Here is a 22,708-nt window from a genome sequence, read left to right as displayed (position 1 = left end):
GATTACTCTTTTCTATTAGTGTAGTGTGGTTTCTTGGCTTAAATCCCTAACCTTGTGGTCTGAGGGTTCAAACGGAACTTCCTCTGTTTTGAGGGGGTCAATGTGGTAATGCCACCAACGTTCATCTGACTCCTTATCCGCTAAGTATTGCCAGTTCTTATGTTTCAAAGGAAAATACTTCTTTTCCTTAAAGACTGGAACCCCTGCAATTCTCACCAAGCACTCATCACGTTTCATGTTTCCGACTTCATCAGGGGTCATGAGATTCCTTGCGATTTTCTGATGAGACGTTGACCCAGACCCTGTTTGGCCATACGACCGACTGGTACTTCTCACATCAATGGTTTGTTTGCCTAAGAGACCACTCATGAACTTGAAGGTCTCTTCATCATTGCCTCCAAGATAAAGCAAGCTATCACAGTTTCCTAGAATGGTTTTCCAAGCCTCCTTCTCCTTATAAAGACCTTGAAGTTGGGCAATGTTTTGAAGAATGGGTACGAGACTCATGTTTCGTGAGCGAACCGTTGAGGTTTGTTCCGCAAAGTCTGGAATTTGGCCGACATTGGCAAATTCATCTAAATAACTTCTCACGTGGATAGGCAATTGTCCCTTGAAGTCCACATCAGCTTGTCTCGTTAAAGTTGAAAAGACGGTGGAGAAAAAGAGGGCTGAAAGAAAGCGAAAGGTGGTGTCATTATCTGGAATAACGAGATAGACCATAGTTTTCTGCGTTCCCCATGTTTTTAAGTCCAAGGTGTCACGTTTGGTTAAATCAATGACGGATTGGATATTAAAGAGGGAAAACTTAGCTGTTGTGACGGCAATTACTGAATCCAAGGTCTTATCCTTGTAGTTTTGGAAGTCTGCCCAGTTACGCATGGTGAAGTTTTCTGTCCCATATGTCTTGGCATAGGTCTCAAACATCACTTCTAAGACACTCTTATCTTGATTTTCTCCTTTGGATAAGAGCTTGATGAGTTTTCCAATTTCAGAAAAAGAGGGGTAACGCCCACGCTTACGGCGACTGTCTGCTTCTTCTTTGGTACTGCCTGGAGGATTGTAAAAATCCACCAAGTAAGAGGAAATAGCACGGACTAAGGTCATGGAAGCCTCATCCCAAAAGGGATCACTGCGACTGCCATTGCCTTTGGTATTATTGAAATAGACCGTAAGCATACGGTTCAAATCATTCTCCGTTTCCACATAACGAAAAGGGTTAAAACCATCTGAGTTGGTCATGTTTACGAGGTCTAAGACCTTGACCTGATAGCCATTTTCTAAAAAGAGCTTCCCTGTCTTTTCAGCCAAATGGTCTTTAGGGTCAACGACAATATTGGAACAGTTAAGCTGAATCAGATTGGGTTTGACAAACCGAAAGGTCTTCCCGCTACCAGACCCACCAATGACCACAAGGTTCTTGTTTCGGTCAAACTGTGGGGCTTTCTTTTCTAACAGGGTTAGCCTAACATTACGCGACAAAATGGTGTCATTAAAAGGATTCTTACTGAGAAAGGCTTTACGCTCACGACTATTCCCAAAGCGAGCAGAGCCATATTCAGCCCCTTCTCGGTAAACCTTTTGACCAGTTGAGACGTAAAGATAGACTAGGCCCATCGTCACAAGCCCAAAGCAAAAGCCTAAAACTGATCTACCAGTAAAATGACCATTCCACAAGGGATTTAAGACCTGATTCTGTCCTTCGCCTAAGAGATAGGCAAGGCGTTCCAAGGGCGGTTGATTAGGTAGGCTATCGTAAAGCAAGACTAGCCGATGGCAGAAATAGCCAAGAGCAAGCCCTAAAATACCAAAGATAAAAACTTTTTTCCCTGAGACCATTAGAGAATGACCTCCTTTGTTTTCACAGCAGAGGGTTCTGACATCACAATCTGTTCCTTGGCTTGTGCGATTTCCTCATCAAGAGTTTTATCCATAGTTAGCCCTTTCAGTTTTTCTGGATTGGAAATCAACTTCTGAAGCAACTCATCTAAGTGCTTGTCTAAGAGCGACTTATCCTTAGCATAGAAATGAAGGTAATCTCCTTGCCAACTAATGGCAATAGGAAGGTTTTCTGATTCCACCAATTCCTTAAATTTCTCGACATCAACGGGTTTATCCAAAATGTCTTTTGAGATGTTAAGCGACTCAATGGCATATGGACTTTGAAGGAGTTCTTCTAACTTTTGAACCCCAACTTTATATGCCGAGTCTTGTGCTAGGGCGTGTCTAGCTGACCACTCTAAAAGTTTGAGAAGGACCTTCACCGTAAACATAGCACTCCGTTCCGCATATTGAATCGCTTGGCGTTCCTGTTGTTCGGATGACATCATTTCCTCCTTTATGTGATTCCCTTATCAAAACAATAGGGTGCTTTCATGATACGAAAGTACCCTTGATTTTGGTATCACAATAAAGATAGGAAAAGACAATTCCGTTCCAAGACAGGTGAATAAGTGTGGACGTTAAGCAGTCTGTTTGCCCTCTCACCACACCAAGTGTGAGACCTAAACTCCCATAAAGCACCCAAGTGAATAGACTGGATGGGTGATGAGCTAAAGCAAAAAGGGAACTTGTTAACAAAACTTGAACCACTGGTTGAGACAAGACTCCCCACAACACCTCTCTATAAAAGACTTCTTCCACAACACTGGCATTAAGGAGAAAGAGAATGAAAGACAACATTGGTACTTGGCCTTGAACAGTCACTAACGTCTCTTGATTTGCCTCACTGCCTAAAAACATGTCACTCATGATAAGTGCCAGACTTACCATGACACCTAGACTACCAAGTACCCAAAGCCCTCTCTCCTTCAAGGATAGGTTTCTTTTAGGGAACTTAAACCTTTTCCAGCTCCACAATAGCAGGGCTAGAAACGTCACTTGTAAAACGTGTAACCATGCCCCATTTAGCCAACCAACCAAGTACAAACTCACAAGGAGGACATTGACATGAATGGCTCCGTACATCACTACTAGACGTTTCATCGCTATCTCCTAAACAAGTCTTCATAGTCAATCTCTAAGACAGTCACTATTTTCTCCACCCATTTGCCTTGTGGCATCAGGCGATGAGATTTGTAGTGGCGAAAGGTTTGGTAGAGGCGCTTAAACTCACTAGGATAAACGTATTGCCCCTTAAACATCTGTCGAGCAAGGTCAGCCCATGACAGTCCTTTTTCCATAACGATAATTTCCAAATTTTCCCAAAAGCGTTCGTTCATAACTCCTCCTTATGTCGTCATGTCCTTAAAAAGATGTTCACGAAAGGAAACTACTTTTTGACTTCTCGGAAGAAAGGTTCTCGCTTCTTCTAAACTCATATCGGGATACACGTTATCCTCACAAACCACAATCGGGAGACGAAGATTCTGGTCAGGTTTCCGTAGAACTAACGTCACTAACTCACTCAATTTCATCTCTCTATGACCTTTAAATCGTTGTAGCGAAGGGGATAAGAGCGTAAAACAATCACTGCTTTTGGTAAACAACCTCAGTAATTCCTCACGTGATAGATGACTCACTTCTTTACAGGAGTAGGAAATACCATGCGAGTCACAAAAAGACAGGAGTTTTTGATTCCGACTGGTATTTCGACTTAAATAGATTTCTAACATCGCTTCCTCCTACACAGATATCTCCTTCTCTAATGCTTGAGTTGGTGGGGTAAACACCTTACTCATATCAATAGGTGACCTGCCTTCACCAAAGCACTTCACTGTTATTAATGTGGTGACGACATCATTCTTATCATTCCAAGAATAGCCTTGCCCATATGCCCTAAAGGCGAGATTGTTCTCATCCGTTAGATAAGTATCAACACCATTTTTGATGTCTTGGGTTTCAATAAACTCAAAAATACGGTGTAAGTTGGACTCATAAGCTAACGGATAATTCATTTCTTTGTGGTAGTCATCTTCAAAAGTGACATCAATGTCACAATCATAATTGGGTAAAGAAGCAATCATTTCCGAAAATCTCTCTACTTCTGCTTGATGTATGACTTCTTCTAGCTCCGTGCAGTTCCTAATACTTTTATAGCACAATGAAACAAAAACAGTACATTTGTGGTATAATGTACTTATGGCATATTCATTAGATTTTCGTAAAAAAGTTCTCGCATACTGTCAGAAAACCGGCAGTATTACTGAAGCATCTGTTGTTTTCGATATTTCACGCAACACCATCTATCAATGGCTAAAATTAATGGAGACTACTGGCGAGCTTCATCACCAAGTTAAGGGAACCAAACCAAGAAAAGTTGATAGAGAAAAATTAAAGAACTATCTTGAAGCTCATCCAGATGCTTTTTTGACTGAAATAGCTTCTGAATTTGGCTGTCATCCAACAGCTATTCATTACGCTCTCAAAGCTATGGGATATACTCGAAAAAAAGAGCTGTACCTACTATGAACAAGACCCTGAGAAAGTAAATCAGTTCCTTAAAGAATTTAATAACTTAAGTCACTTGACACCTGTTTATATTGACGAGACAGGGTTTGAGACATATTTTCATCGAGAATATGGTCGATCTTTGAAAGGTCAGTTGATCACAGGTCAGGTCTCTGGAAGAAGATTCCAGCGGCTATCTTTAGTCGCAGGTCTTATAAACGGTGAGATTATAGCCCCAATGACCTACAGAGAAACCATGACGAGTGACTTTTTCGAAGCTTGGTTTAAAACATTCTTACTACCCACTTTAGATAGACCATCTGTTATCATTATGGACAATGCAAGGTTTCATCGGATGAGTAAGCTAAAAGAGTTATGCAAGGAGCAGGGTCATAGACTTTTACCACTTCCTCCTTACTCACCTGAGTATAATCCCATTGAGAAAACATGGGCTCAAATGAAAAAACACCTCAGAAAAGTATTGCCAAATTGTGATACTTTTCTTGAGGCACTTTTGTCCTGCTCTTGTTTCAATTGACTATACTATGTAATAATTTCATGTTTTTCTTCCTCTTCAATCTTTCTAAATTCTCTAGCAATGGCCTCGATAACGGTGACGGTCACGCTATTGCCTGCTTGTTTATACAACTGGCTTTTGCTGGATACGTTCTCAGCTCTGTCATAAGCCCAATCAGGAAACCCCTGAAGTCTAAAACACTCTCTTGGGGTTAGGCGTCTGATTCTTAACCGATACAGTTTTCCCTCTAGGATTATTCCAGTCACTTCATACCACTTGTCCTTACGGTATTCTAAAGCAGCAACTACCACACCCATATTGTCAAAAGTGGTTAAGGTATTTGAAATCCCCTTTCCCACTCGTCCTCTGCGTTTGGTAGACTCTGGGTAAGCAAGGTTGACAGAATCTCCCACTATTGCCTTGGCATAGCCTAGTTTGGTCGCTTCCCTAATTTTCAAATGTGGCGCTTCTTCACGACAGAGAATCTTAGGAACTTTATCCCCTCCTTGCATCGTGGTCAGTGTTGGAGAAAGCCCTGAAAGGTCATAAACTCGTCCAGTTTGGATAAAAGAGGTTGGTAAGGTTACTGCGACAACTACACCATGCCGATCTTGGCTAGTTAAAGTAAACATCGGATCATCGTTCCCTTTAAAGCGTCTCCCATGTTGGCGTTTTTCTAGCCTATCAGGGGTTAAAACTGGAATGGCAATTTTAGTTCCCTCACCTTTTCCTCTGGTTAAAGTTGGTGCTAGCCCACGTGATAAATAGACTTCTCCATTCATTCCTTTGCCTGACGGATTGACATTACCTAGTCGTTCAAGACCAGCTGAGCTGTTTTCTCCTCTGAGAGGAAATAGGAATCGGGGACGGTATCTTCTAGAATGTCCGATAATAAAAATTCTTTCACGGTTTTGCGGCACTTGGAAATCTTTACTGTTAAGCACCTGCCATTCAACATCATACCCCAACTCATCCAATGTGGTGAGGATTGTTCGAAATGTCTCTCCCTTGTCGTGACTGAGTAAGCCCTTGACATTTTCGAGAAATAAAAAACGTGGTTGGATCTGTTTGGCCGCTCGAGCAATCTCGAAGAACAAAGTTCCCCTAGTATCCTCAAATCCCAATCGTCTGCCTGCGAGTGAAAATGCCTGGCAAGGGAATCCCCCACAGATGATGTCCACTTGCCCTCTAAGTTGTCTAAAGTCCTGATCTGTGACTTGTCTAATATCATAAAATTCTATTTCTCCTTCGGTCTCATAGATGGCCTTATAAGATTTCCTCGCAAACTTATCAATCTCACAAAAGCCAATACACTCATGGCCTTGACGAGTTAACCCCAGTCGAAAGCCTCCAATTCCTGCAAACAAATCTAAAAACTTCATGTCTCTCATTCCTTTCTGACAAAATTAAAAAGGACCTTACTTCTTGCGTAACGTCCTTGCTTAACAATGGTCTTCCATTTCTGGGGCAGTGATAAGTTCAAAAATGAACCAAATCATTCCTAGTCCCCAAATACCTAATAATATCCACCAAAACATCTTACTCACCCCCTTTTAGTTCTTTTAAGCGTTGGACCTTGGTCCATTCGGATAAAACACCATTAAAGACATACTCCGCTATCGTTTCTGATCTATCCGCAAACCTCATATTCTCTAAAGCGTACTGATACCGATGATCAAAATAAATCATAGCATAATCACTAGCAGCCTGTGATAGACCAACTTGTCTCAACTGGTCATGTACCAAGCCCCAAATGTAATCTTTGTCGTATCTTGTGACTCGGTCTACTTTACGTTGAAAATTGTCATTGTCACTTTTCTTACTTGTTAGACTTTCTTTCTCCTCCTCGTCCTCAATGACTGACTCACTCTCTTTAGTTTCACTCGCATCAGTCTCACTAACTTCAGTCTCACTAGTGGCTGAATTTAAGACCGGCCCCGGCTGATTTTGACACCCCCCTAGTGTTTTTTGGACACTACCCACGTCTGAATTTGAGACTGGGGTAGGTTCATGTTCCAACTCACCTAAGTAAATTTTATTCGCCAAACGTCCTTTTTCACTGGAAGACTGTTGGACTTCATCAATCAAACCATACTCTCGTAAGGTTTTCTTAATCGTCAGCAATTTTGACTTGGAACAGCCAAGCAGTGCCATGAGTTTTGAGTTGGAATAGACCAAATAGATAGCCCCATCTTCATCAATCCAACCTTTACTCAGAGATAATTCCAAACGGTCTTTTAGAACAGCATAAGCAACCTTCACCTCAAGTTTCATGCCCTTATAGCGATTACTCTCAAACAAGAGTTTTGGGAGCTTATAGTAACGCTCTGACGTTTGATAGTGATCTGCGGTGATACGTTTCATGATTGTCCCTCCAAGACTAACAGAACAACATTTCCCAACTCATCAAATTGAATGAGTTCTTTCTCCTCCATTTCAGCAACTATCCGCTTTGCTTTCTCAATATCGATTCCCATGATAGCCATGAGATGACACATCACAATTTGTCGTGATGACTGTTCATTCTTTTGCATGATTTTCCTCCTGAAAATAAAAAAACGAGAACACTTATTAAAATGTTCTCGTTTACGTTGAAACATCTAATCTTTGTGTCTTCCACAGACAGGCAAGATAAAAACGCTAACTTCAATCTCCTTTTTTTGCACTTTTTTGAGTCCTCCTAGACCATCTGGAATAAATACAAAATGTTTAAAAAACTGCTTGAAATCAAGGATTCTCAGCATTCCTTCTTTTGTAGCTTCACTACAGCCTCGGTCCGTGCAGTATGAGGAAACATATCAACGGATTGGATATATTCTACCTGATAAGCTTTTGTAAGTTCAACCAAATCTCGAGCCAAGGTCGAAACATTGCAGGAAACATAAACCATTTTAGCTGGCTTGAACTTCAAAATTGTTTTGAGAAGTTTTTCATCCAGTCCAGTCCGAGGAGGATCCACCACCAGGGCATCAGCACGATAACCTTCCTGATACCATTTAGGAATAATCTCTTCAGCCTTACCAGCTTCATAGTGGGTATTTTTCAGTCCCAGACGGTCAGCATTTTTTCTAGCATCTTGAATAGCTTCCGGAATAATATCCATTCCCCGAACCGACTGAACCTTTCTTGCAAAGGCAAAGCCAATGGTTCCGACGCCACAGTAGGCATCAATCAGATGCTCCGTCCCATCAATATCCAGCGCCCTAACAGCCTCACCATAGAGAACCTCTGTCTGTTGCGGGTTCAATTGGTAAAATGCCCGAGGTGACAGTGAAAATTCATAGTCCAAAACAGCCTCGGAAATGGCTTCTTGTCCCCATAAAATCTCCGTCCGTTCCCCGTAAATCTCGCTGGATTTGGACTGGTTCCAGTTGAGGGCAACGGTGACAATGGCAGGAAATTGATTCGTCAATTGCTCAATCAATCGCGTCAAATTGACCTGGCAAGAAGTGACGAAAATCAGCTGCACCTGGCCAGTCTGGCGGGCCCTGCGGACCATCACCGTCCGAATCCCCTGCTCTCTTCGCTCATTGTAAATAGGAATCCGATGCTTGGTCAGTAAGTCTGACACGGCATTGATAATGGTCTGGGTTTCTTCATCTTGGACTAGACAATCTGTAATCCCAATCAAGCGGTGACTACCTTCTGCGTAGAGCCCAGCAGTCACCTTGCCCTTAAAGGAACGGGTCTGGAACTGCAGTTTTGCTCGGTAGTGGGTGGGCTGGTCCATGCCGATGGTCGGACGGATGTCAAAATGTTCATAGCCTGCTGGTTTGAATTTTTTCAGAGCTTGTAGCAGCAAATCTTGCTTGAAGTCCAGTTGCTTGTCATAGCGGAGGTGCATAATCTGGCAACCACCACAGGCCTGGTAAATCTCGCAGGCTGGCTGGACACGAAACTTGGACTCTTTATTGATTTTCAGAAGCTTGGCCTGGACAAAATTCCGCTTGACATCGGTAATTTGACAATAAATTTCTTCTCCCTTGAGAGCGCCAGGGACAAAAACGAGAGTTTTCTGGTAAAAGCCGATACCTTCGCCGTTAATGCCCATGCGCTTGATTTTTAGAGGAATTCGTTGGTTTACTTGTAGATTCATGTTTCTATTTTACCGAAAATTCCTGTATAATGAAAGAATGAGAGTAACAAAGATTGAAAAGAAAAAACGGCTCTATTTGCTGGAGTTGGATAGTTCAGACAAGCTCTATATCACTGAGGACACCATTGTACGCTTTATGCTGTCCAAGGACAAGGAAATTTCTGAACAGGAGTTGGCGGAGATTCGGGACTTTGCCCAATTTTCTTATGGGAAAAACCTGGCTCTTTATTTTATTTCCTTTAAGCAACGGACCAAGAAGGAAGTGGCTGACTATCTGCGAAAGTACGAAATTGATGAGAGCACCATCCCAGCGATTTTACGCAATCTAGAGGAGGAAAACTGGGTCAACGACCTAGCCTATGCGGAAACTTTTGTTCGGCAGAATTGCTTGAACGGGGACAAGGGGCCAGCTGTCCTTCAACAAAAATTGCATCTCAAGGGTCTTGAAAAATCCCTGATTGACCAGGCACTGACTGATACAGACTTTTCTGAGCTAGCGGCAAAGGTTGGAGACAAGATTGTGCGAAAATATGGTCACAAATTGCCTCTCCGCGCCCTACAGGATAAGATTGCCCAAGGACTGGTGACTAAGGGATTCTCCTATGAACTGGCCAAAAGCGTAGTAGCTAACTTGGACTTGGACAGTGATGAGGAGGCAGAAGCCGATTTGTTGGAAAAAGAACTGGACAAGCAATACCGAAAATATAGCCGAAAATATGAAGGTTATGAGCTTCAACAACGTCTGACCCAAGCCCTGGCCCGAAAAGGCTATGATTACGGTGACATTCGTTCGGCTTTACGCGACTATCTATAACAAAAATTTCGCCAAGGTGCCAAAAATATGATATAATAGTCAAGATAAATTGTAATAGTAGAAAGTTGGTAACAAGGTGAAATTACCAAAAGAAGGCGACTTTATTACAATTCAAAGTTATAAACATGATGGTGAAATTCATCGCGCCTGGCGTGACACCATGGTACTAAAAACAACAGAAAATGCCATCATTGGAGTCAATAATCATACATTAGTCACTGAAAATGATGGTCGACGTTGGGTGACAAGAGAACCTGCTATTGTCTATTTCCATAAAAAATATTGGTTCAATATCATCGCCATGATTCGAGAGAACGGGGTTTCTTACTACTGCAACCTTGCCAGCCCCTATGTCCTAGACAATGAGGCTTTGAAGTACATCGACTATGACCTAGACGTAAAAGTCTTTGCGGATGGAGAAAAGCGATTGCTGGATGTAGATGAGTACGAGCGCCACCGGAAATCGATGAATTATTCGACGGATATTGACTATATCTTGAAGGAAAATGTCAAAATCCTGGTAGACTGGATCAACAATCAGCGTGGCCCCTTCTCTCCAGCCTATGTCAACATTTGGTACAAACGCTATTTAGAACTGCGAAATCGATAAAGTCATTCATAAAGAAAATCCTGTTTTGCAGGCTTTTTTCTTACCTGAGAGGAGGTCACTATGGCATTTCAAGAGACAAAAGGGCGCTATGCCAGCTTCGGCGTCGTCACTTCCCTTCCTGGCGAAGTGATTGACCATTTTTGGTTTATCATTGATAATTATTTAAAAGGAGTCCTGCCTTTGAAAAAGGTTCTGCGCTTCTCCCTGAAAAATCGCAAGGGCAAACTCAGCATTACCTTTTCACAGGAAGGCTATAAAGAGGTTCTCACCATTGATTTCCAAAACAAATTCGACCCCTTCTTCCCGTCAACAGTATTGGTATTCGATAAAGAGGGGCAAGAAACCGTCGCCCTGCCGAAGGAATTGAATTATATATCGAGTAGGGACTAATTTCTAGTCCCTCTCACACCACCGTGCGTGCCGTTCGGCACACGGCGGTTCAACTAACTTTTAACGCATGTCGTTTTAGATAATAATCTAGGCAAGAAACCAGTCCACGTTTAGCGAGGACTGGTTTTGATATGGCACGTTTCAGTACAGACCTCTGAGCCACTAATTGATAATGGTCTCCCCAGCCAGATACTTTATCCGCTATCCACTTCGGTACTCCTAATTTGAGAAGTCCCCATAATCGCCTAGATTTCTTCTTCCATTGTTTCCAGATAATAACTCTTATTCGAGTTCTTAGTCGTTCATCAATGCTTTCCATGACTGATTTCATGTTCGTCATAGAAAAGTAGTTTATCCAACCTCGGATGACCCAGTTTAGTCGCTCAATTCGGCTGTCTAAGTCAATACTCCACTTACGGGCCGTTAGTTTCTTGAGTTTTCTCTTGAAACTCTGTACGCTATCCTGATGCGGACGACTTTTCCAGCCCTCAGATGATTTCCAGAACCCAAATCCTAGGTACTTTAATTTGCTCGGTCTCACAATCTTGGTCTTGGTCATGTTGACTTTCAAACCTAATCGTTTTTCAATATAACGACTAATTGAATGCATCACACGTTTAGCCGCCGCCTCACTACCAACTGTGATGACGCAGTCATCTGCGTAGCGAACGAAGCGAAGTCCACGATTTTCCCACTCTTTATCTAGCTCATTAAGCATGATATTGGACAGGAGCGGTGATAGGTTTCCTCCCTGTGGAGTTCCAACTAGTGTTTTATACCGTTGTCCGTTGATGACTACACCGGAATGAAGGTACTTACGAATTAAAGATTCTGTATCTCCATCTTGGATAATGTTATGAACAAGCGACATCAGTCTATCTTGAGGAACGGTATCAAAGAACTTCTCCAGGTCTATGTCTACTATCCACTCATAACCGTCATTAAGGTATTCTAATAACTGGATAATAGCTTGTTCGCATGACCGATTGGGTCTGAATCCGTAACTCCTCTCAGAGAAATAGGGCTCACAAATAGGACTAATGACTTGGACAATAGCTTGTTGTATCATTCTATCCATGACCGTTGGGATACCTAACTGACGGTCTCCGCCGTTAGGTTTGGGAATTTCAACTCGTAAGACTGGCTGAGGTTTGTACTTCCTCTGCTTTATGAGTTCTTTAGTTGAACGCCAGTGTTTGCGGAGATAGTCATCTATTTCGTCAATAGTTACGCCGTCAATTCCTGCTGAACCTTTATTGGCTCTAACTTGATTGTAGGCTTCAAGCATATTGGACCGAGATAGGATATTATCTAGTAACTGTGACATGTGCGTATTCCTTTCTTGTTTCGGTGTCTGAGGGACGTCTTATATTGGTGAACTTTCCTCTAGTCAATACGTGACCGCACCCAGTTCTATCAGACCGCTAGTTTTACAGACACAAGTGAAGTAGGTATACTTCGGTTAATTGTTCAGCCCTTCGCTCCACCTCTATTACAGAAGTTTCATCGCTACTATGGCCTCGGCTGACTTCTCATGATTCGTTGTTACTACGTCTTTGACGCTCATGAGACCTCACGGGATAAGTCGTACATCTTTCCTCGTTTACTCTCGTGATTTACGTCTATAGGTTACGACTACCTTTTTGGACTTTAGAGTTGTATGCCCCCTCATCCCCTATATACGCCTTGTTATCACGTTTCTGTTCGTAGAGCCACGATTTCGCTATCCCTTCCTCTCCCCGCTACCTCACGATAGTCAGGCTTGGGAGTCGCTTTGGGGTTCACCGGTAGCGGGTGTCCACGGAGGACTTTCACCTCAGATGTACGACATGCCCGTCGTACATAGCAAAAGACTTGAGCCGAAACTCAAGCCTTTTCTTTGTCTTAGGAATTAGGGTCGTCCAAACTACGCCCATGCAAGCCTTTTTCACGTTGGACTTGGCGGAGTTTTTCAGGGGTCACATCATTGCCGTCTTCATCGACGACCTTGATTCCTTCCACATGGGCACGCACACTACGGCGGTAGCCCTCGATGTACTCCTCACGAAGAGCTGCCTGTTCCTGCAACTCCTCCTCTGTCAAGCCTTCCGCCTTTTTCTTGCGGGCCAATTCATTGATACGATCAATTTTTGCTTGTTCCATAATAACTCCTTTTATCTCTTAAAACACGGTCCACTTCCCTTGATTGTCCGGTAAATACGCTTCCTGTGGCATCAGAGGATTATAGGCAATTCTCACCACATCAACATTCTCTAATTGTCTTTTGCCTGTATAACTAACCGGAATTGGACCTAACTTAATAACTTCACCTATCCTATAAATTATAACATCATAAATTTCATAGGTTTTTCCATCCACATCATAAGCATAAACATAGACATAATTCTTCTTAAAACGTAGTTGCCTCATAAAACGCCCTTGCGTTTCAGCAGTACAAAGTTTCTGTTTGGACTTTTTGCGAATAGCAGGTTTAGCATTGCCCTTTTCTATCTTAGATGTTCGCCACATCCAACGAATAAAGAAAAACATAAAAACAATCATCGCCAAAGCTTGCAATGGAATGATAACATACAACTCTATAATTCTGAAAAGAGACATACTATCTACTTGCTATTCAAGAGATTGAAAACAGCTACTACTGAAGCCTTATCCGCCAAGGCTTTCAAGAGAGCCAAGCGGTTGGCTTTGACTGCTGCGTCATCTGCCATAACCATGGTATTGTCGAAAAAGGCTGCGATGACTGGGCTGAGAGCAAAGAGCTTGTCCAAGTTTCCTGCCATGTCTTCCGTCAACTCTAAGCCAGCCACTGCTGCAGCAAGTGCTTTCTCCTGGTCATTTTCAAAGAGAGTCTCATCAATCGCTGTCGCCTCCGCCTTTTCAGCCAGGTTGAAGACCCGTGACAAGTTTTCCACAGCTTCCTTGTAGTCAGCCTCTTTTGATTTTTGGAAAATAGCAGAGCTGGCTGCCAGTTGCAGTCTGACCACAAAGGTTGAGCTAGCTAGCACAGCCTCGCGGACGTCTTTCGGAATCGCCTTGTCCATCATCTTCTCTACACGAGCACGGATAAAGTCCATCACAGCTGGCTGGTTGTCATAAGTCAAGCTAGCAAAGTTCAAGCTGTAGAGCTCCGCAATCAACTGATCCAATGGAATTTCCCAACCAAACGCTTCCAAAATCCGCACGATACCCTGTGTTGCACGACGAAGAGCGTAAGGGTCGTTCGAGCCAGAAGGAATCAAGCCAACTGAGAAGAAGGATAGGAGGGTATCAAATTTGTCAGCCAGTGCCAAGACCGCACCGACCTTGCTCTCAGGCAATTCGCCTTCTGCTGAGTTTGGCAAGTAGTGCTCACGAATCGCTGCTGCCACCGCAGGTTTTTCCCCTGCAAGAAGAGCATACTTCTCACCCATAATCCCTTGCAATTCATCAAACTCGCCGACCATGCCTGTCAAGAGGTCAAACTTGTAAATGTCCGCTGCACGTGCCACATCTGCTTTTTCATCCGCAGACAAGCCTGCCAAGTCAGCCAGTTTTTCTGCGATAACTTTGGTACGTTCCATGTGCTCGTAAAGCGAGCCAATTTTCTCATGGAAAGTCACGACTTTGAGGCGTTCCACCAGGTCAGCAATCTTGAGTTTTTGGTCTTCACGCCAGAAGAACTCACCATCTTCCAAACGGGCCACTAAAACTTTTTCGTTCCCTTTGATGACATTGTCAAGGTACTGATCGTTCCCGTTGCGGACAGAGATGAAGTTTGGCAAGAGTTTGCCAGCCTTATCACGCACCACAAAGTAACGTTGGTGATTTTTCATAGAAGTAACCAAAACTTCTTCTGGTACTTCCAAGTATTTGGTGTCAAAGGAACCCATGAAGGCAGTTGGGTACTCGACCAAGTTGAGAACTTCATTGAGCAAATCTTCATCAATCTCAACTGTCACATTGTGTTTGTCCTCGATAGCCTTGATCTGCTCAACAATCATATTTTGACGCTCTGCGGGGTCTGTAATGACAAACTGTGCACGCAAATCATCCTCGTAAGAATCTGCGCTTGCAATCTCGGTTTCGTTCCCAAGGAAACGATGACCACGGCTGATGCGAGCTGACGAAACGTCCAAGAAGTCCATATCCAATGCCTCGTCATCCAAGAGAACGGTCAAGGTGTGGACAGGACGGATGTAGGCGAATTTATTGGACGCCCAGTTCATGCTGACAGGGAAGGTCATAGCCTTCAAGACCTCTGGAATGCCCGCCAAAACTGCCTTAGCTGGCTGGCCTGCTTCGTGTTTGGTCACATACACATACTCTTCACCCTTGATCTCGCGGAATTCGATGTCAGCGGTCGTCAAGCCTTTACCACGGACAAAGCCTTCAGCAGCTTTAGTGAAGTTTCCGTCTACGTCCAAGGCAATCTTCTTAGCAGGACCCTTGAAATCTTCGGTTAAGTCAGTCTGCCGGTCTGCCAAACCACGCACACGAACAGCCAAACGGCGTGGCGTTGAAAAGACATCAATGCTATCAAAAGCCAAGCGGTTATCTGTCAAAAAAGTCGCCATGCGGTCACGCAACTGGTGCATGGCTAGGGTTACGATGTAGGCAGGAATTTCTTCCAAACCAAGTTCAACAAGTAAATTCTTTGTCATTATTCTGCGTCCTCCTTCAACAATTCTGCTCGTGTTGCTTCGTCTAAAAGTGGGAAGCCAAGTTTCTTCCGCTCTGCCACAAAGGTCTTGGCAACGACACGGGCAAGGTTACGGATACGGGCAATGTAGCCTGCACGCTCGGTTACAGACACAGCACCACGCGCATCCAGCAGGTTAAAGGTATGAGAGCATTTGAGTACATAGTCAAAGGCTGGATGAACCAAGCCCTCTTCCAAAGCCCGCTCTGCTTCTTTTTCAAACTTAGTGAAGTTTTCAAGGAGCATATCTTGGTCGGATACTTCAAAGGAATATTTTGAATGCTCATACTCTGGCTGGATGAAGATTTCACCATATTTAACGCCGTCTGCCCACTCAATGTCGTAAACGGAGTCAACTTCTTGGATATAGGATGCCAAACGCTCCAAACCATAGGTTACTTCGGCTGTGACAGGACCTGTCGCCAAGCCACCGACCTGTTGGAAGTAGGTAAACTGTGTGATTTCCATACCGTCCAACCAAACTTCCCAGCCCAAACCAGCTGAGCCTGTTGACGGATTTTCCCAGTTGTCCTCAACAAAACGAATGTCATGCTCCAAAGGATTGATGCCCAAACGCTCCAAAGATTCCAAGTAGAGTTCTTGGATATTAGATGGAGATGGTTTCATAACCACTTGGAACTGGTGGTGCTGATAGAGACGGTTTGGGTTTTCCCCGTAACGACCATCCGCAGGACGACGCGAAGGCTCAACATAAGCCGCATTCCAAGGCTCAGGGCCAATGGCTCGCAAGAAAGTGTAGGGACTCATAGTACCCGCACCTTTTTCCGTATCATAAGCCTGCATGAGCAAGCACCCCTGCTCATTCCAAAATTGTTGTAAGGTCAGGATGATTTCCTGAAATGTAAGTTTTTTTGCCATAAGTTACTCCTGTTTCTTTTTAAATTTCTTTTTCTAATAATTCTTCCTGCACAAACCAGTTGAGTAGCGAAATGCTTTGGTCTGACTGAGCCCATTTATGATAGGTTTCAAAAAGTGCTTGGACTGAACCTACTTTCTCTACTAACTGGTCAATGGTGAGAAAACTTCGCCAGTACTCGTAAAAAATACTCGCGTAATCTCCTTCGTAAGTGGATTTTCCAAAAGCATCCAAGGAATGCCAGCCGTGTTTTTCTTGAAAGAGGTCAACCAAGAGCTGATTACAGAACCGCTCTTGAGCAAACTCTTCTTCTGTCAAAAAATACTGTCTGCTGATGTACTCGACCATGCCCTCTTCAAACCAGATGTTTGCATCATAGTCCGCAAAGTCATCCAGAAAAAGGTCTGACCAATGTGCCAGCTCATGACCGATAATTTGCAACAGATGATTTTCCGACAAATCTTTGTAGTGAGCACACAATGTCTGCAAGTCTGGGCTGTTCTCGTAGCTATCTAGTTGATGCTGGTAAATCTTTTTCCAAACTGCTAAGTCTGGTGTCATGACCATGCGGATATCATTAGTGTAGGCTGGTACGGGACTTTGGCCAAGTAATTTTCTTGCTGCTTCTTCATTTGCCCAGATAAGGGCTTGGGGCAAATCACAAACTTGATATTCCTTCCTTAGAAAATGGATATAGTCATGCCATTTTGCCTCGTATTTTGAGACAAATTGCTGATAGTTAAACAGCTGTTCTTGGCTATCCACTAGATAAAAATTCTTCATATCCTCTCTTTCATCTCTGGCAAAACAGAAAAAGAACCACCTTCTCTCCCCCCTGCCTTGCGACATAGGGGCGTTGAGAACGCGGTTCCACCCTAATTTATTACTTCATTTTATATAATTTTTCACTGAAAGCGCCAATTATTTCCACCCCGGCTCGGCTCCCACTCTCCCAAGCTCGCTAAACAAAGATGCTGAAACAACCTTCTTTCTTGTTGAATAGTATAGCAGATTTGCTGGGCTTTGTCTACTACCATATCACAAACTCAAGCTATCCCAGTCTCCTGTCTGGGCAATCTCTACTCGACTACTGATTTGCTTTGCAGATGCTACTAGGAGGTCACATTCCTCCTGGGTCAAGTCTAGTCGCACCCTGTCTACAATGCCCGCTCTGCCGATGACTGCTGGATAACCTAGATAAACCCCGTACTTTTGCTGGTAATGAGAAACCGGTAGCACTGCTCTGCTATTGCCCAAAACCGCCTCAACCAAGCGTTTGGCCGCCGCTGCGATGGCAAAATTGGTATAGCCCTTGCCGAAAAAGACAGTGTGTCCGCCCATGCGCGCTTCCTCTGCCAGCTTGTCCAGCTCTTTCTTGGGCAAAAGTGCCTGAATAGGCTGACCCGCCACCACCACCTGGCTCCATGCAGTGAATTGGGAACTGCCATGCTCACCCAGATTGTAGCCTGAGATGGCTATCGGAGAGAGTCCAAACCGCCGCCCCACCGCACGCTTCATCCGCGCCGTATCCAGCAAGGTACCCGTGCCAATCACCCGCTCGCGAGGAAAGCCGGTATAGGTCTGATAGAGCTGACTGATGACATCGACGGGATTCGTAATGACAATCAAAATACCAGAAAAACCTGAAGCAACCAACTTGCTCGAGACTTCCTTGACCTCTTGACTAGTGAAAGGCAGTTCCGCAAAGCGGCTATTGGCCGCATTGGCCTGGAGACTGATTTTCCCAAGGCTCGACACGATAATATCTGCGTCCGATAGAGCACTGTAATCATTGGCAATGAAAGTGGCAGACTGCCCCGTATTGGCCACACGGTCCTCCATATCCAGAATATCTGCCGCAAGTTTCTCTTCATTCTTGTCAATCAGGACATAGTCGTCAAAGAGATTGCCTGCCACCAAATCATGCAGGAGGGTGGCTCCGACATGGCCCAGACCTATGATACCGATTTTTCTAGCCATAGACTTCCTCCACCAGACTTTCCAAGGTCAACATGGCCTTAACCACATCCTGAGTTTGAATATTCTGATCAATATTGATGTAGCTTTCCTTGCTAGAGGTCGCAAATTCAGCCACCTTTTGCATAGCAGCTGCCTTATCCTCCGTCACACCCAGCTGTTTCCAAGAATAGATATAGCCGTTCTTTTGGTAAAAAGGCAGGAGTTTTCTGACCTCATCCCTGTCACCCGTCAGGCATAATTGCACCAAAATCCCATAAGAAACCTTGAGTCCGTGGGCAATGCTGTGGGTTTCATGGAGCAGGGTCAATCCATTATGAAGAGCGTGAGCCCCCGATACATAGTCGCTGGTCTGACAGCCGACATTAGCCGCAATGGCAAAGGTTGTATCCACAATCCGCTGAAAGGCTGGACTAAGTTTGGTCTGGTCAAAATCCGCAACAGCTGTCTCCGTGTCCTGAAGTAAAATATCCAGCGAGACCTTGGCTGTCGCTAGCGCCAGTTGAACAAGGGCAGGCAAGTCCGCACGATTTTTCCCTCTGTGAATCGCCTCCAGCTCATACCATTTGGCCAGGGTATCCGAAATGCCTGAAATGAAAAACTCCCGTGGCGAATCCAACAGTAGGTCATAATCCACCACCGTCATAAAACCCGATCTTTGGCAGTAATCGATAGACTTGAAGGTATGGTCTGGATGATAGGCCACCAAGAGCGGGGTCGAGCAGGCACAGGTAGAAACCAGGGTCGGTACAAAAACTGCCTCAATACCCAGACGGTCGGCTGTCCCCTTGGTCGTATCCATGACCTTGCCGCCACCTACGCCAATCAAGACATCCGCACCTAGACTTTTAGCCTTTTCTGCCAAGCGATTCATATCTTCATGACTGGCTGTTTGGTCATAGAAGAGCACCGGCCAATTGGGTTGATTGCCACCGTGTTTGACAAAGGCCGCATAGGATTTCTGCCCTGTCACAATGACCGGCTGCTTGAAGATTACCAATCTTGCTGGCAATTCTTTAATGGCACCGCTGGATGCCACATATTGCCCCGGCTCACCCCGCACTAATTTTTCAAATTCCATACTATCCACCTCTTTTTTATTTATGATATGAAAAAAACAAAGATATATCAACCATTAGCCGACATCTTTGTTTTCTGTCTATTAACGATGGTTGATTTTCTTGGTCACAAAATCTCCGACAAACTGGATGAAGAAAATCATGATCAAGATGAGGAGTGTCGCAACCAAGGTTACATCATCATCCGAACGGTTATAACCATAGGAAATAGCGACGTTACCTAGGCCACCGGAACCAATGGCACCTGCCATAGCTGTGTAACCAACCAGGGAAATCAGAGTCAGGGTTGTTACACGAATCAAGTCTGGCAGACCTTCGCGTAGGTAAACCTTGATAATATCAGGAATAGTGGCTCCTACTGACTGGGCTGCCTCAATCACACCCCGGTCCAACTCTGACAAGACAACCTGAACCTGACGGGCATAGAATGGAAATACAGACAGGGACAGAGGGACCAAGGCAGCCTTGAGACCGATACCTGTTCCCACAATCGCACGGGTTACAGGGTTGAGGACAGCCAAAAGGATGATAAAGGGAACCGCCCGAAAAAGAGAGGCCACCTTGTCCAAAATCCAGAACACATACTTGTTTTCCAAAATGCCACGAGGGCCTGTCAATACCAAAAGAAGACCTCCGACCAGGCCCAAAAGGCCTCCAAAGATAAAGGACCAGAAGGTCATATAAATGGTCGCCTGAATGGCTGGCAACCAACCGTAAGGCGTATCCCAGCCCATTTTTATCACATTTTCAAATGTTGTTTCAATCCACTGATTCATCTTACGCTCCCTTCAAAACAGTCACTTCTACCTGTGCCTCTGCCACAGCCTCCAAGGCATGGTGCAATTGGGCAGGCTCACCTGATAAGATAACGACTAGCTCACCCACTGGCGTGTGGTCCAAAATCTCAATATTTCCATAAAGAATATTGGATGTCACCCGGTACATCTTATACAAATCATTGACAATAGCCGTATCCGTGCTGGCACCCGAATACTTGAGTTGGACCAGAAGACTGTCTTCCGGCAGATTTTGCACAATCCCCTGCTGGTAAATTTTGACCAGTGCTTCATCGATTCCTGTTGCTGTTTTGATAAAGTCCTGGGTCAATTCCTGCTTAGGATATGAGAAAATCTCAAGTACAGATCCTTCCTCAATCAACTGACCATCCTGCATCACCGCCACCCGGTTGCAAATGTCTTTGACAATCTGCATCTCATGGGTAATCATGACAATGGTCAAGCCCAATTTCTCATTGAGTTCTTGCAAGAGAGCCAGAATCTGCTTGGTTGTTTTAGGGTCCAAGGCAGAGGTTGACTCGTCAGAAATCAATATTTTGGGATCATTGGCAAGGGCACGCGCAATAGCAACCCGCTGCTTTTGGCCACCTGAGAGTTGAGACGGATAGTTTTCTGCTCGGTCCGCCAAACCAACCAGGTCCAAGAGCTTGGCAACCTTGGCTGCCTTTTCTTCCTTGGTCAAGCCAGAATGCTTGAGGGCAAAAGCCACATTTTCCGCAGCAGTCATCTGGGCCATCAGATTGAAATGCTGGAAAATCATCCCAATTTCACGGCGTTTGATTCGCAGTTGGGCTGGTGTCAACGTAACCTTATCACCTTCAAAAATCACATCTTCATCAATAGTGATTTTACCTGCTGTCGGCACCTGCAAGAGGTTGATGACACGGACCAGGGTTGATTTCCCCGCCCCAGAATAGCCGACAATTCCATAAATATCTCCTTGGTTAATATGGATGGTCACATCCTTAACTGCCTCAATCGTTCTCTTTTTCTGATGAAAGGTCACATCGATATTATCTAGCTTAATCATTTCCTTACTCATAACTTGCTATTAACTCCTCAATTAGTTGAACATGACTATAATAGTCAGCAATTTTTACATTTTCATCGCCCGCATGGTCTCGGCTATTGGCATTGCCCAGTCCAAATCCAGCAATTGGCACCTGCAGGGCATGAAAGACCGTATGCATAGGGCCTGTCCCCGGCGAGGTTGGCAGCACCGAAACCCCGTCAACCGTCAACTTTTTAGCTAACTCGATAACTTTGGCAATGGCTGGCGCAGTCATGTCGCTACGGTAACTCTTGATGCCTAGGGTGAAATCGACCTGAACCCTGTCAAAGCCATTCTTCACCAGCTGTTGACGGACCTTGTCCAGCACATCCTGAGGATCCAAATCCGGTACCAGACGAATCTCCATCTTGGCAGAAGCCTGGGCTGGAATAATGGTCTTGACTCCCTGGCCCAGATAGCCTGTGGAAAGACCCTCAATGGTAATGGACGGCTCAAAATAAAGGCGTTTCAAAAATGCTTTTCGCTCTTCCAAGAGTGTTGGCAGGGTCAAGCTGTAAATCTCCGTAAGATTTTCAGGACTGGTCAGGGCGAACTCCTCTACCAAGGCTAACTCCTGCTCATTCGGCTCCTGAACCTGGTCATAGAGACCATCCACCAGAACACGACCATCTGGACTTCGGAGGGACTGGAGGCCGGACAAGAGATACCAGCTAGCGGAGTCAATCACTCCGCCATAGGACGAATGAATGTCCAGCTCTGCCGATTGGACAGAGACATCGAAAGTCACGATTCCCTTGTTTCCACCAGCGATTTCTAGCTGATTGAGGGCATTTCGGTGACCTTGTTCCCAGATGAGCAGGTCTGCACCTGATAACTGGTCCTTGTACTTGACCAAATACTTATCCAAATCAACCGATGCCGACTCTTCAGCACCTTCCATGATGAAAATAACATTGACCGGTAGTTGACCGTCGTGCTTAGCCTGATAGCTCTGAAGGGCGGATAGGCGAGCCGTGATATGCCCCTTGTCGTCATCCACCCCGCGGCCATACATGTGGGTCTCGTCCATTGTCAGTTCAAAGGGTTGCCCCTTGAGCCAAATCTGGTCACTATCAGCCGGCACTGTGTCATAGTGGTTGTAGAAAATCAGGGTCTTGGCATTGGGCACCGTCGCTGCAAAACGAGCCATGACAAAAGGAGCCGTATGAGACTGGTCCAAGATAACCTCTGCCCCTGCACTTTCAAACAAATTCTTGAGGTAAGTAGCAACCTCCAAAAGACCAATCTGCTGGGCAAAGATAGATTTCATACTAATCAGTTTTCTCAGATGCCCAATCCCCTCCTGGACAATCTTGTCTTCCTGGAAGGCTGCGATTTGTGCCTGCTCATTTGTCTGTCCCATTTTTTCTACCTCCTCCAAAAATAGGAAGAGAAGCTGGGGGTCTCCCAGCCTCTATCCTGTTGTTTAATTCTTT

25 protein-coding genes are annotated in these 22,708 nt (G+C 44.6%); 4 read left to right on the top strand and 21 right to left on the bottom strand.

Going from position 1 to position 22,708, the window contains the following annotated elements; translation table 11 throughout:
- Positions 1–15 precede the first annotated feature (15 nt).
- The 6 genes from AB1F57_RS03150 to AB1F57_RS03125 are packed head-to-tail and all read right to left on the bottom strand — an operon-like array spanning position 16 to position 4,040.
- Complete coding sequence (locus AB1F57_RS03150; RefSeq protein WP_367986078.1) at positions 16–1,836, bottom strand: VirD4-like conjugal transfer protein, CD1115 family; 1,821 nt, start codon at positions 1,834–1,836, stop codon at positions 16–18.
- Positions 1,836–2,324, bottom strand: a complete 489-nt coding sequence (locus AB1F57_RS03145) for a hypothetical protein (protein ID WP_170242187.1) — start codon at positions 2,322–2,324, stop codon at positions 1,836–1,838. Before AB1F57_RS03145 ends, AB1F57_RS03150 begins: the two co-directional genes overlap by 1 nt.
- A 46-nt stretch (positions 2,325–2,370) precedes the next feature.
- Complete coding sequence (locus AB1F57_RS03140; protein ID WP_367986077.1) at positions 2,371–2,982, bottom strand: lysostaphin resistance A-like protein; 612 nt, start codon at positions 2,980–2,982, stop codon at positions 2,371–2,373.
- A gap of 2 nt (positions 2,983–2,984) precedes the next feature.
- A complete protein-coding gene (locus AB1F57_RS03135) occupies positions 2,985–3,218 on the bottom strand; it encodes a transcriptional regulator (protein ID WP_170242189.1) in 234 nt (77 codons plus the stop codon).
- A 9-nt stretch (positions 3,219–3,227) separates the two neighbouring features.
- Positions 3,228–3,611, bottom strand: coding sequence for a hypothetical protein (locus AB1F57_RS03130; protein WP_170242190.1), 384 nt, complete (start codon positions 3,609–3,611; stop codon positions 3,228–3,230).
- Between the two features lie 9 nt (positions 3,612–3,620).
- A complete protein-coding gene (locus AB1F57_RS03125; protein ID WP_367986076.1) occupies positions 3,621–4,040 on the bottom strand; it encodes a hypothetical protein in 420 nt (139 codons plus the stop codon).
- Positions 4,041–4,077: 37 nt separating this feature from the next.
- Here AB1F57_RS03125 and AB1F57_RS03120 point away from each other — a divergent pair.
- Positions 4,078–4,924 (top strand): IS630 family transposase gene (locus AB1F57_RS03120; protein WP_367985596.1). Its coding sequence is split into 2 segments (ribosomal slippage): positions 4,078–4,385 and positions 4,384–4,924, totalling 849 coding nucleotides; the frame shifts between segments, so codons are not numbered across the junction.
- A 5-nt stretch (positions 4,925–4,929) separates the two neighbouring features.
- Here AB1F57_RS03120 and dcm read toward each other — a convergent pair.
- The 4 genes from dcm to rlmD all read right to left on the bottom strand — a co-directional run bounded on the left by dcm (position 4,930) and on the right by rlmD (position 8,999).
- Positions 4,930–6,285: a DNA (cytosine-5-)-methyltransferase gene (gene dcm / locus AB1F57_RS03115; RefSeq protein WP_367986075.1), complete on the bottom strand. Its 1,356-nt coding sequence runs from the start codon at positions 6,283–6,285 to the stop codon at positions 4,930–4,932.
- Between the two features lie 157 nt (positions 6,286–6,442).
- On the bottom strand, positions 6,443–7,267 hold the full coding sequence (locus AB1F57_RS03110; protein ID WP_174852702.1) for a replication initiator protein A: 825 nt from the start codon (positions 7,265–7,267) through the stop codon (positions 6,443–6,445).
- Complete coding sequence (locus tag AB1F57_RS03105; RefSeq protein ID WP_174852701.1) at positions 7,264–7,437, bottom strand: hypothetical protein; 174 nt, start codon at positions 7,435–7,437, stop codon at positions 7,264–7,266. The genes AB1F57_RS03110 and AB1F57_RS03105 overlap by 4 nt, the downstream gene beginning before the upstream one ends.
- A 203-nt stretch (positions 7,438–7,640) precedes the next feature.
- Positions 7,641–8,999, bottom strand: coding sequence for a 23S rRNA (uracil(1939)-C(5))-methyltransferase RlmD (rlmD, locus tag AB1F57_RS03100; RefSeq protein ID WP_367986074.1), 1,359 nt, complete (start codon positions 8,997–8,999; stop codon positions 7,641–7,643).
- Between the two features lie 37 nt (positions 9,000–9,036).
- Here rlmD and recX point away from each other — a divergent pair, with 37 nt between their 5' ends.
- The 3 genes from recX (at position 9,037) to AB1F57_RS03085 (ending at position 10,813) form a co-directional block, all read left to right on the top strand.
- On the top strand, positions 9,037–9,813 hold the full coding sequence (gene recX, locus AB1F57_RS03095; protein WP_367986073.1) for a recombination regulator RecX: 777 nt from the start codon (positions 9,037–9,039) through the stop codon (positions 9,811–9,813).
- A 76-nt stretch (positions 9,814–9,889) separates the two neighbouring features.
- Positions 9,890–10,423: a DUF402 domain-containing protein gene (locus AB1F57_RS03090; protein ID WP_105110663.1), complete on the top strand. Its 534-nt coding sequence runs from the start codon at positions 9,890–9,892 to the stop codon at positions 10,421–10,423.
- 60 nt (positions 10,424–10,483) lie between these two features.
- Positions 10,484–10,813, top strand: a complete 330-nt coding sequence (locus tag AB1F57_RS03085; RefSeq protein WP_367986072.1) for a DUF960 domain-containing protein — start codon at positions 10,484–10,486, stop codon at positions 10,811–10,813.
- Between the two features lie 49 nt (positions 10,814–10,862).
- Here the strand turns inward: AB1F57_RS03085 and ltrA are convergent, their stop codons facing one another.
- The 11 genes from ltrA to AB1F57_RS03030 form a co-directional block, all read right to left on the bottom strand.
- A complete protein-coding gene (gene ltrA / locus AB1F57_RS03080) occupies positions 10,863–12,140 on the bottom strand; it encodes a group II intron reverse transcriptase/maturase (protein WP_367986071.1) in 1,278 nt (425 codons plus the stop codon).
- 557 nt (positions 12,141–12,697) lie between these two features.
- Positions 12,698–12,955, bottom strand: a complete 258-nt coding sequence (locus tag AB1F57_RS03075) for a DUF896 family protein (RefSeq protein ID WP_044681104.1) — start codon at positions 12,953–12,955, stop codon at positions 12,698–12,700.
- 18 nt (positions 12,956–12,973) lie between these two features.
- On the bottom strand, positions 12,974–13,387 hold the full coding sequence (locus AB1F57_RS03070; protein WP_167786036.1) for a hypothetical protein: 414 nt from the start codon (positions 13,385–13,387) through the stop codon (positions 12,974–12,976).
- Between the two features lie 29 nt (positions 13,388–13,416).
- Positions 13,417–15,453, bottom strand: coding sequence for a glycine--tRNA ligase subunit beta (glyS, locus tag AB1F57_RS03065; protein WP_367986069.1), 2,037 nt, complete (start codon positions 15,451–15,453; stop codon positions 13,417–13,419).
- Positions 15,453–16,370, bottom strand: a complete 918-nt coding sequence (gene glyQ / locus AB1F57_RS03060; protein WP_024403586.1) for a glycine--tRNA ligase subunit alpha — start codon at positions 16,368–16,370, stop codon at positions 15,453–15,455. The genes glyS and glyQ overlap by 1 nt, the downstream gene beginning before the upstream one ends.
- A 19-nt stretch (positions 16,371–16,389) precedes the next feature.
- Complete coding sequence (locus tag AB1F57_RS03055; protein ID WP_367986068.1) at positions 16,390–17,151, bottom strand: elongation factor Tu; 762 nt, start codon at positions 17,149–17,151, stop codon at positions 16,390–16,392.
- Between the two features lie 255 nt (positions 17,152–17,406).
- Positions 17,407–18,348 (bottom strand): L-lactate dehydrogenase, encoded by a 942-nt coding sequence (locus AB1F57_RS03050; protein WP_367986067.1) that lies wholly within the window; start codon positions 18,346–18,348, stop codon positions 17,407–17,409.
- Positions 18,341–19,426, bottom strand: coding sequence for an iron-containing alcohol dehydrogenase family protein (locus AB1F57_RS03045; protein ID WP_170239086.1), 1,086 nt, complete (start codon positions 19,424–19,426; stop codon positions 18,341–18,343). Before AB1F57_RS03045 ends, AB1F57_RS03050 begins: the two co-directional genes overlap by 8 nt.
- An 81-nt stretch (positions 19,427–19,507) precedes the next feature.
- Positions 19,508–20,200, bottom strand: coding sequence for a methionine ABC transporter permease (locus AB1F57_RS03040; protein ID WP_105137974.1), 693 nt, complete (start codon positions 20,198–20,200; stop codon positions 19,508–19,510).
- A gap of 1 nt (position 20,201) precedes the next feature.
- Positions 20,202–21,263, bottom strand: a complete 1,062-nt coding sequence (locus tag AB1F57_RS03035) for a methionine ABC transporter ATP-binding protein (RefSeq protein WP_170242202.1) — start codon at positions 21,261–21,263, stop codon at positions 20,202–20,204.
- A complete protein-coding gene (locus AB1F57_RS03030) occupies positions 21,256–22,635 on the bottom strand; it encodes a M20/M25/M40 family metallo-hydrolase (RefSeq protein WP_105160330.1) in 1,380 nt (459 codons plus the stop codon). The genes AB1F57_RS03035 and AB1F57_RS03030 overlap by 8 nt, the downstream gene beginning before the upstream one ends.
- Between the last annotated feature and the right edge of the window lie 73 nt (positions 22,636–22,708).

The sequence above is a fragment of the Streptococcus nasisuis genome, assembly GCF_040836615.1.
Taxonomy (GTDB): domain Bacteria; phylum Bacillota; class Bacilli; order Lactobacillales; family Streptococcaceae; genus Streptococcus; species Streptococcus suis_V.
Note: the sequence above shows the minus strand (reverse complement) of the source record. Positions and strands in the feature narration are given on the sequence as shown.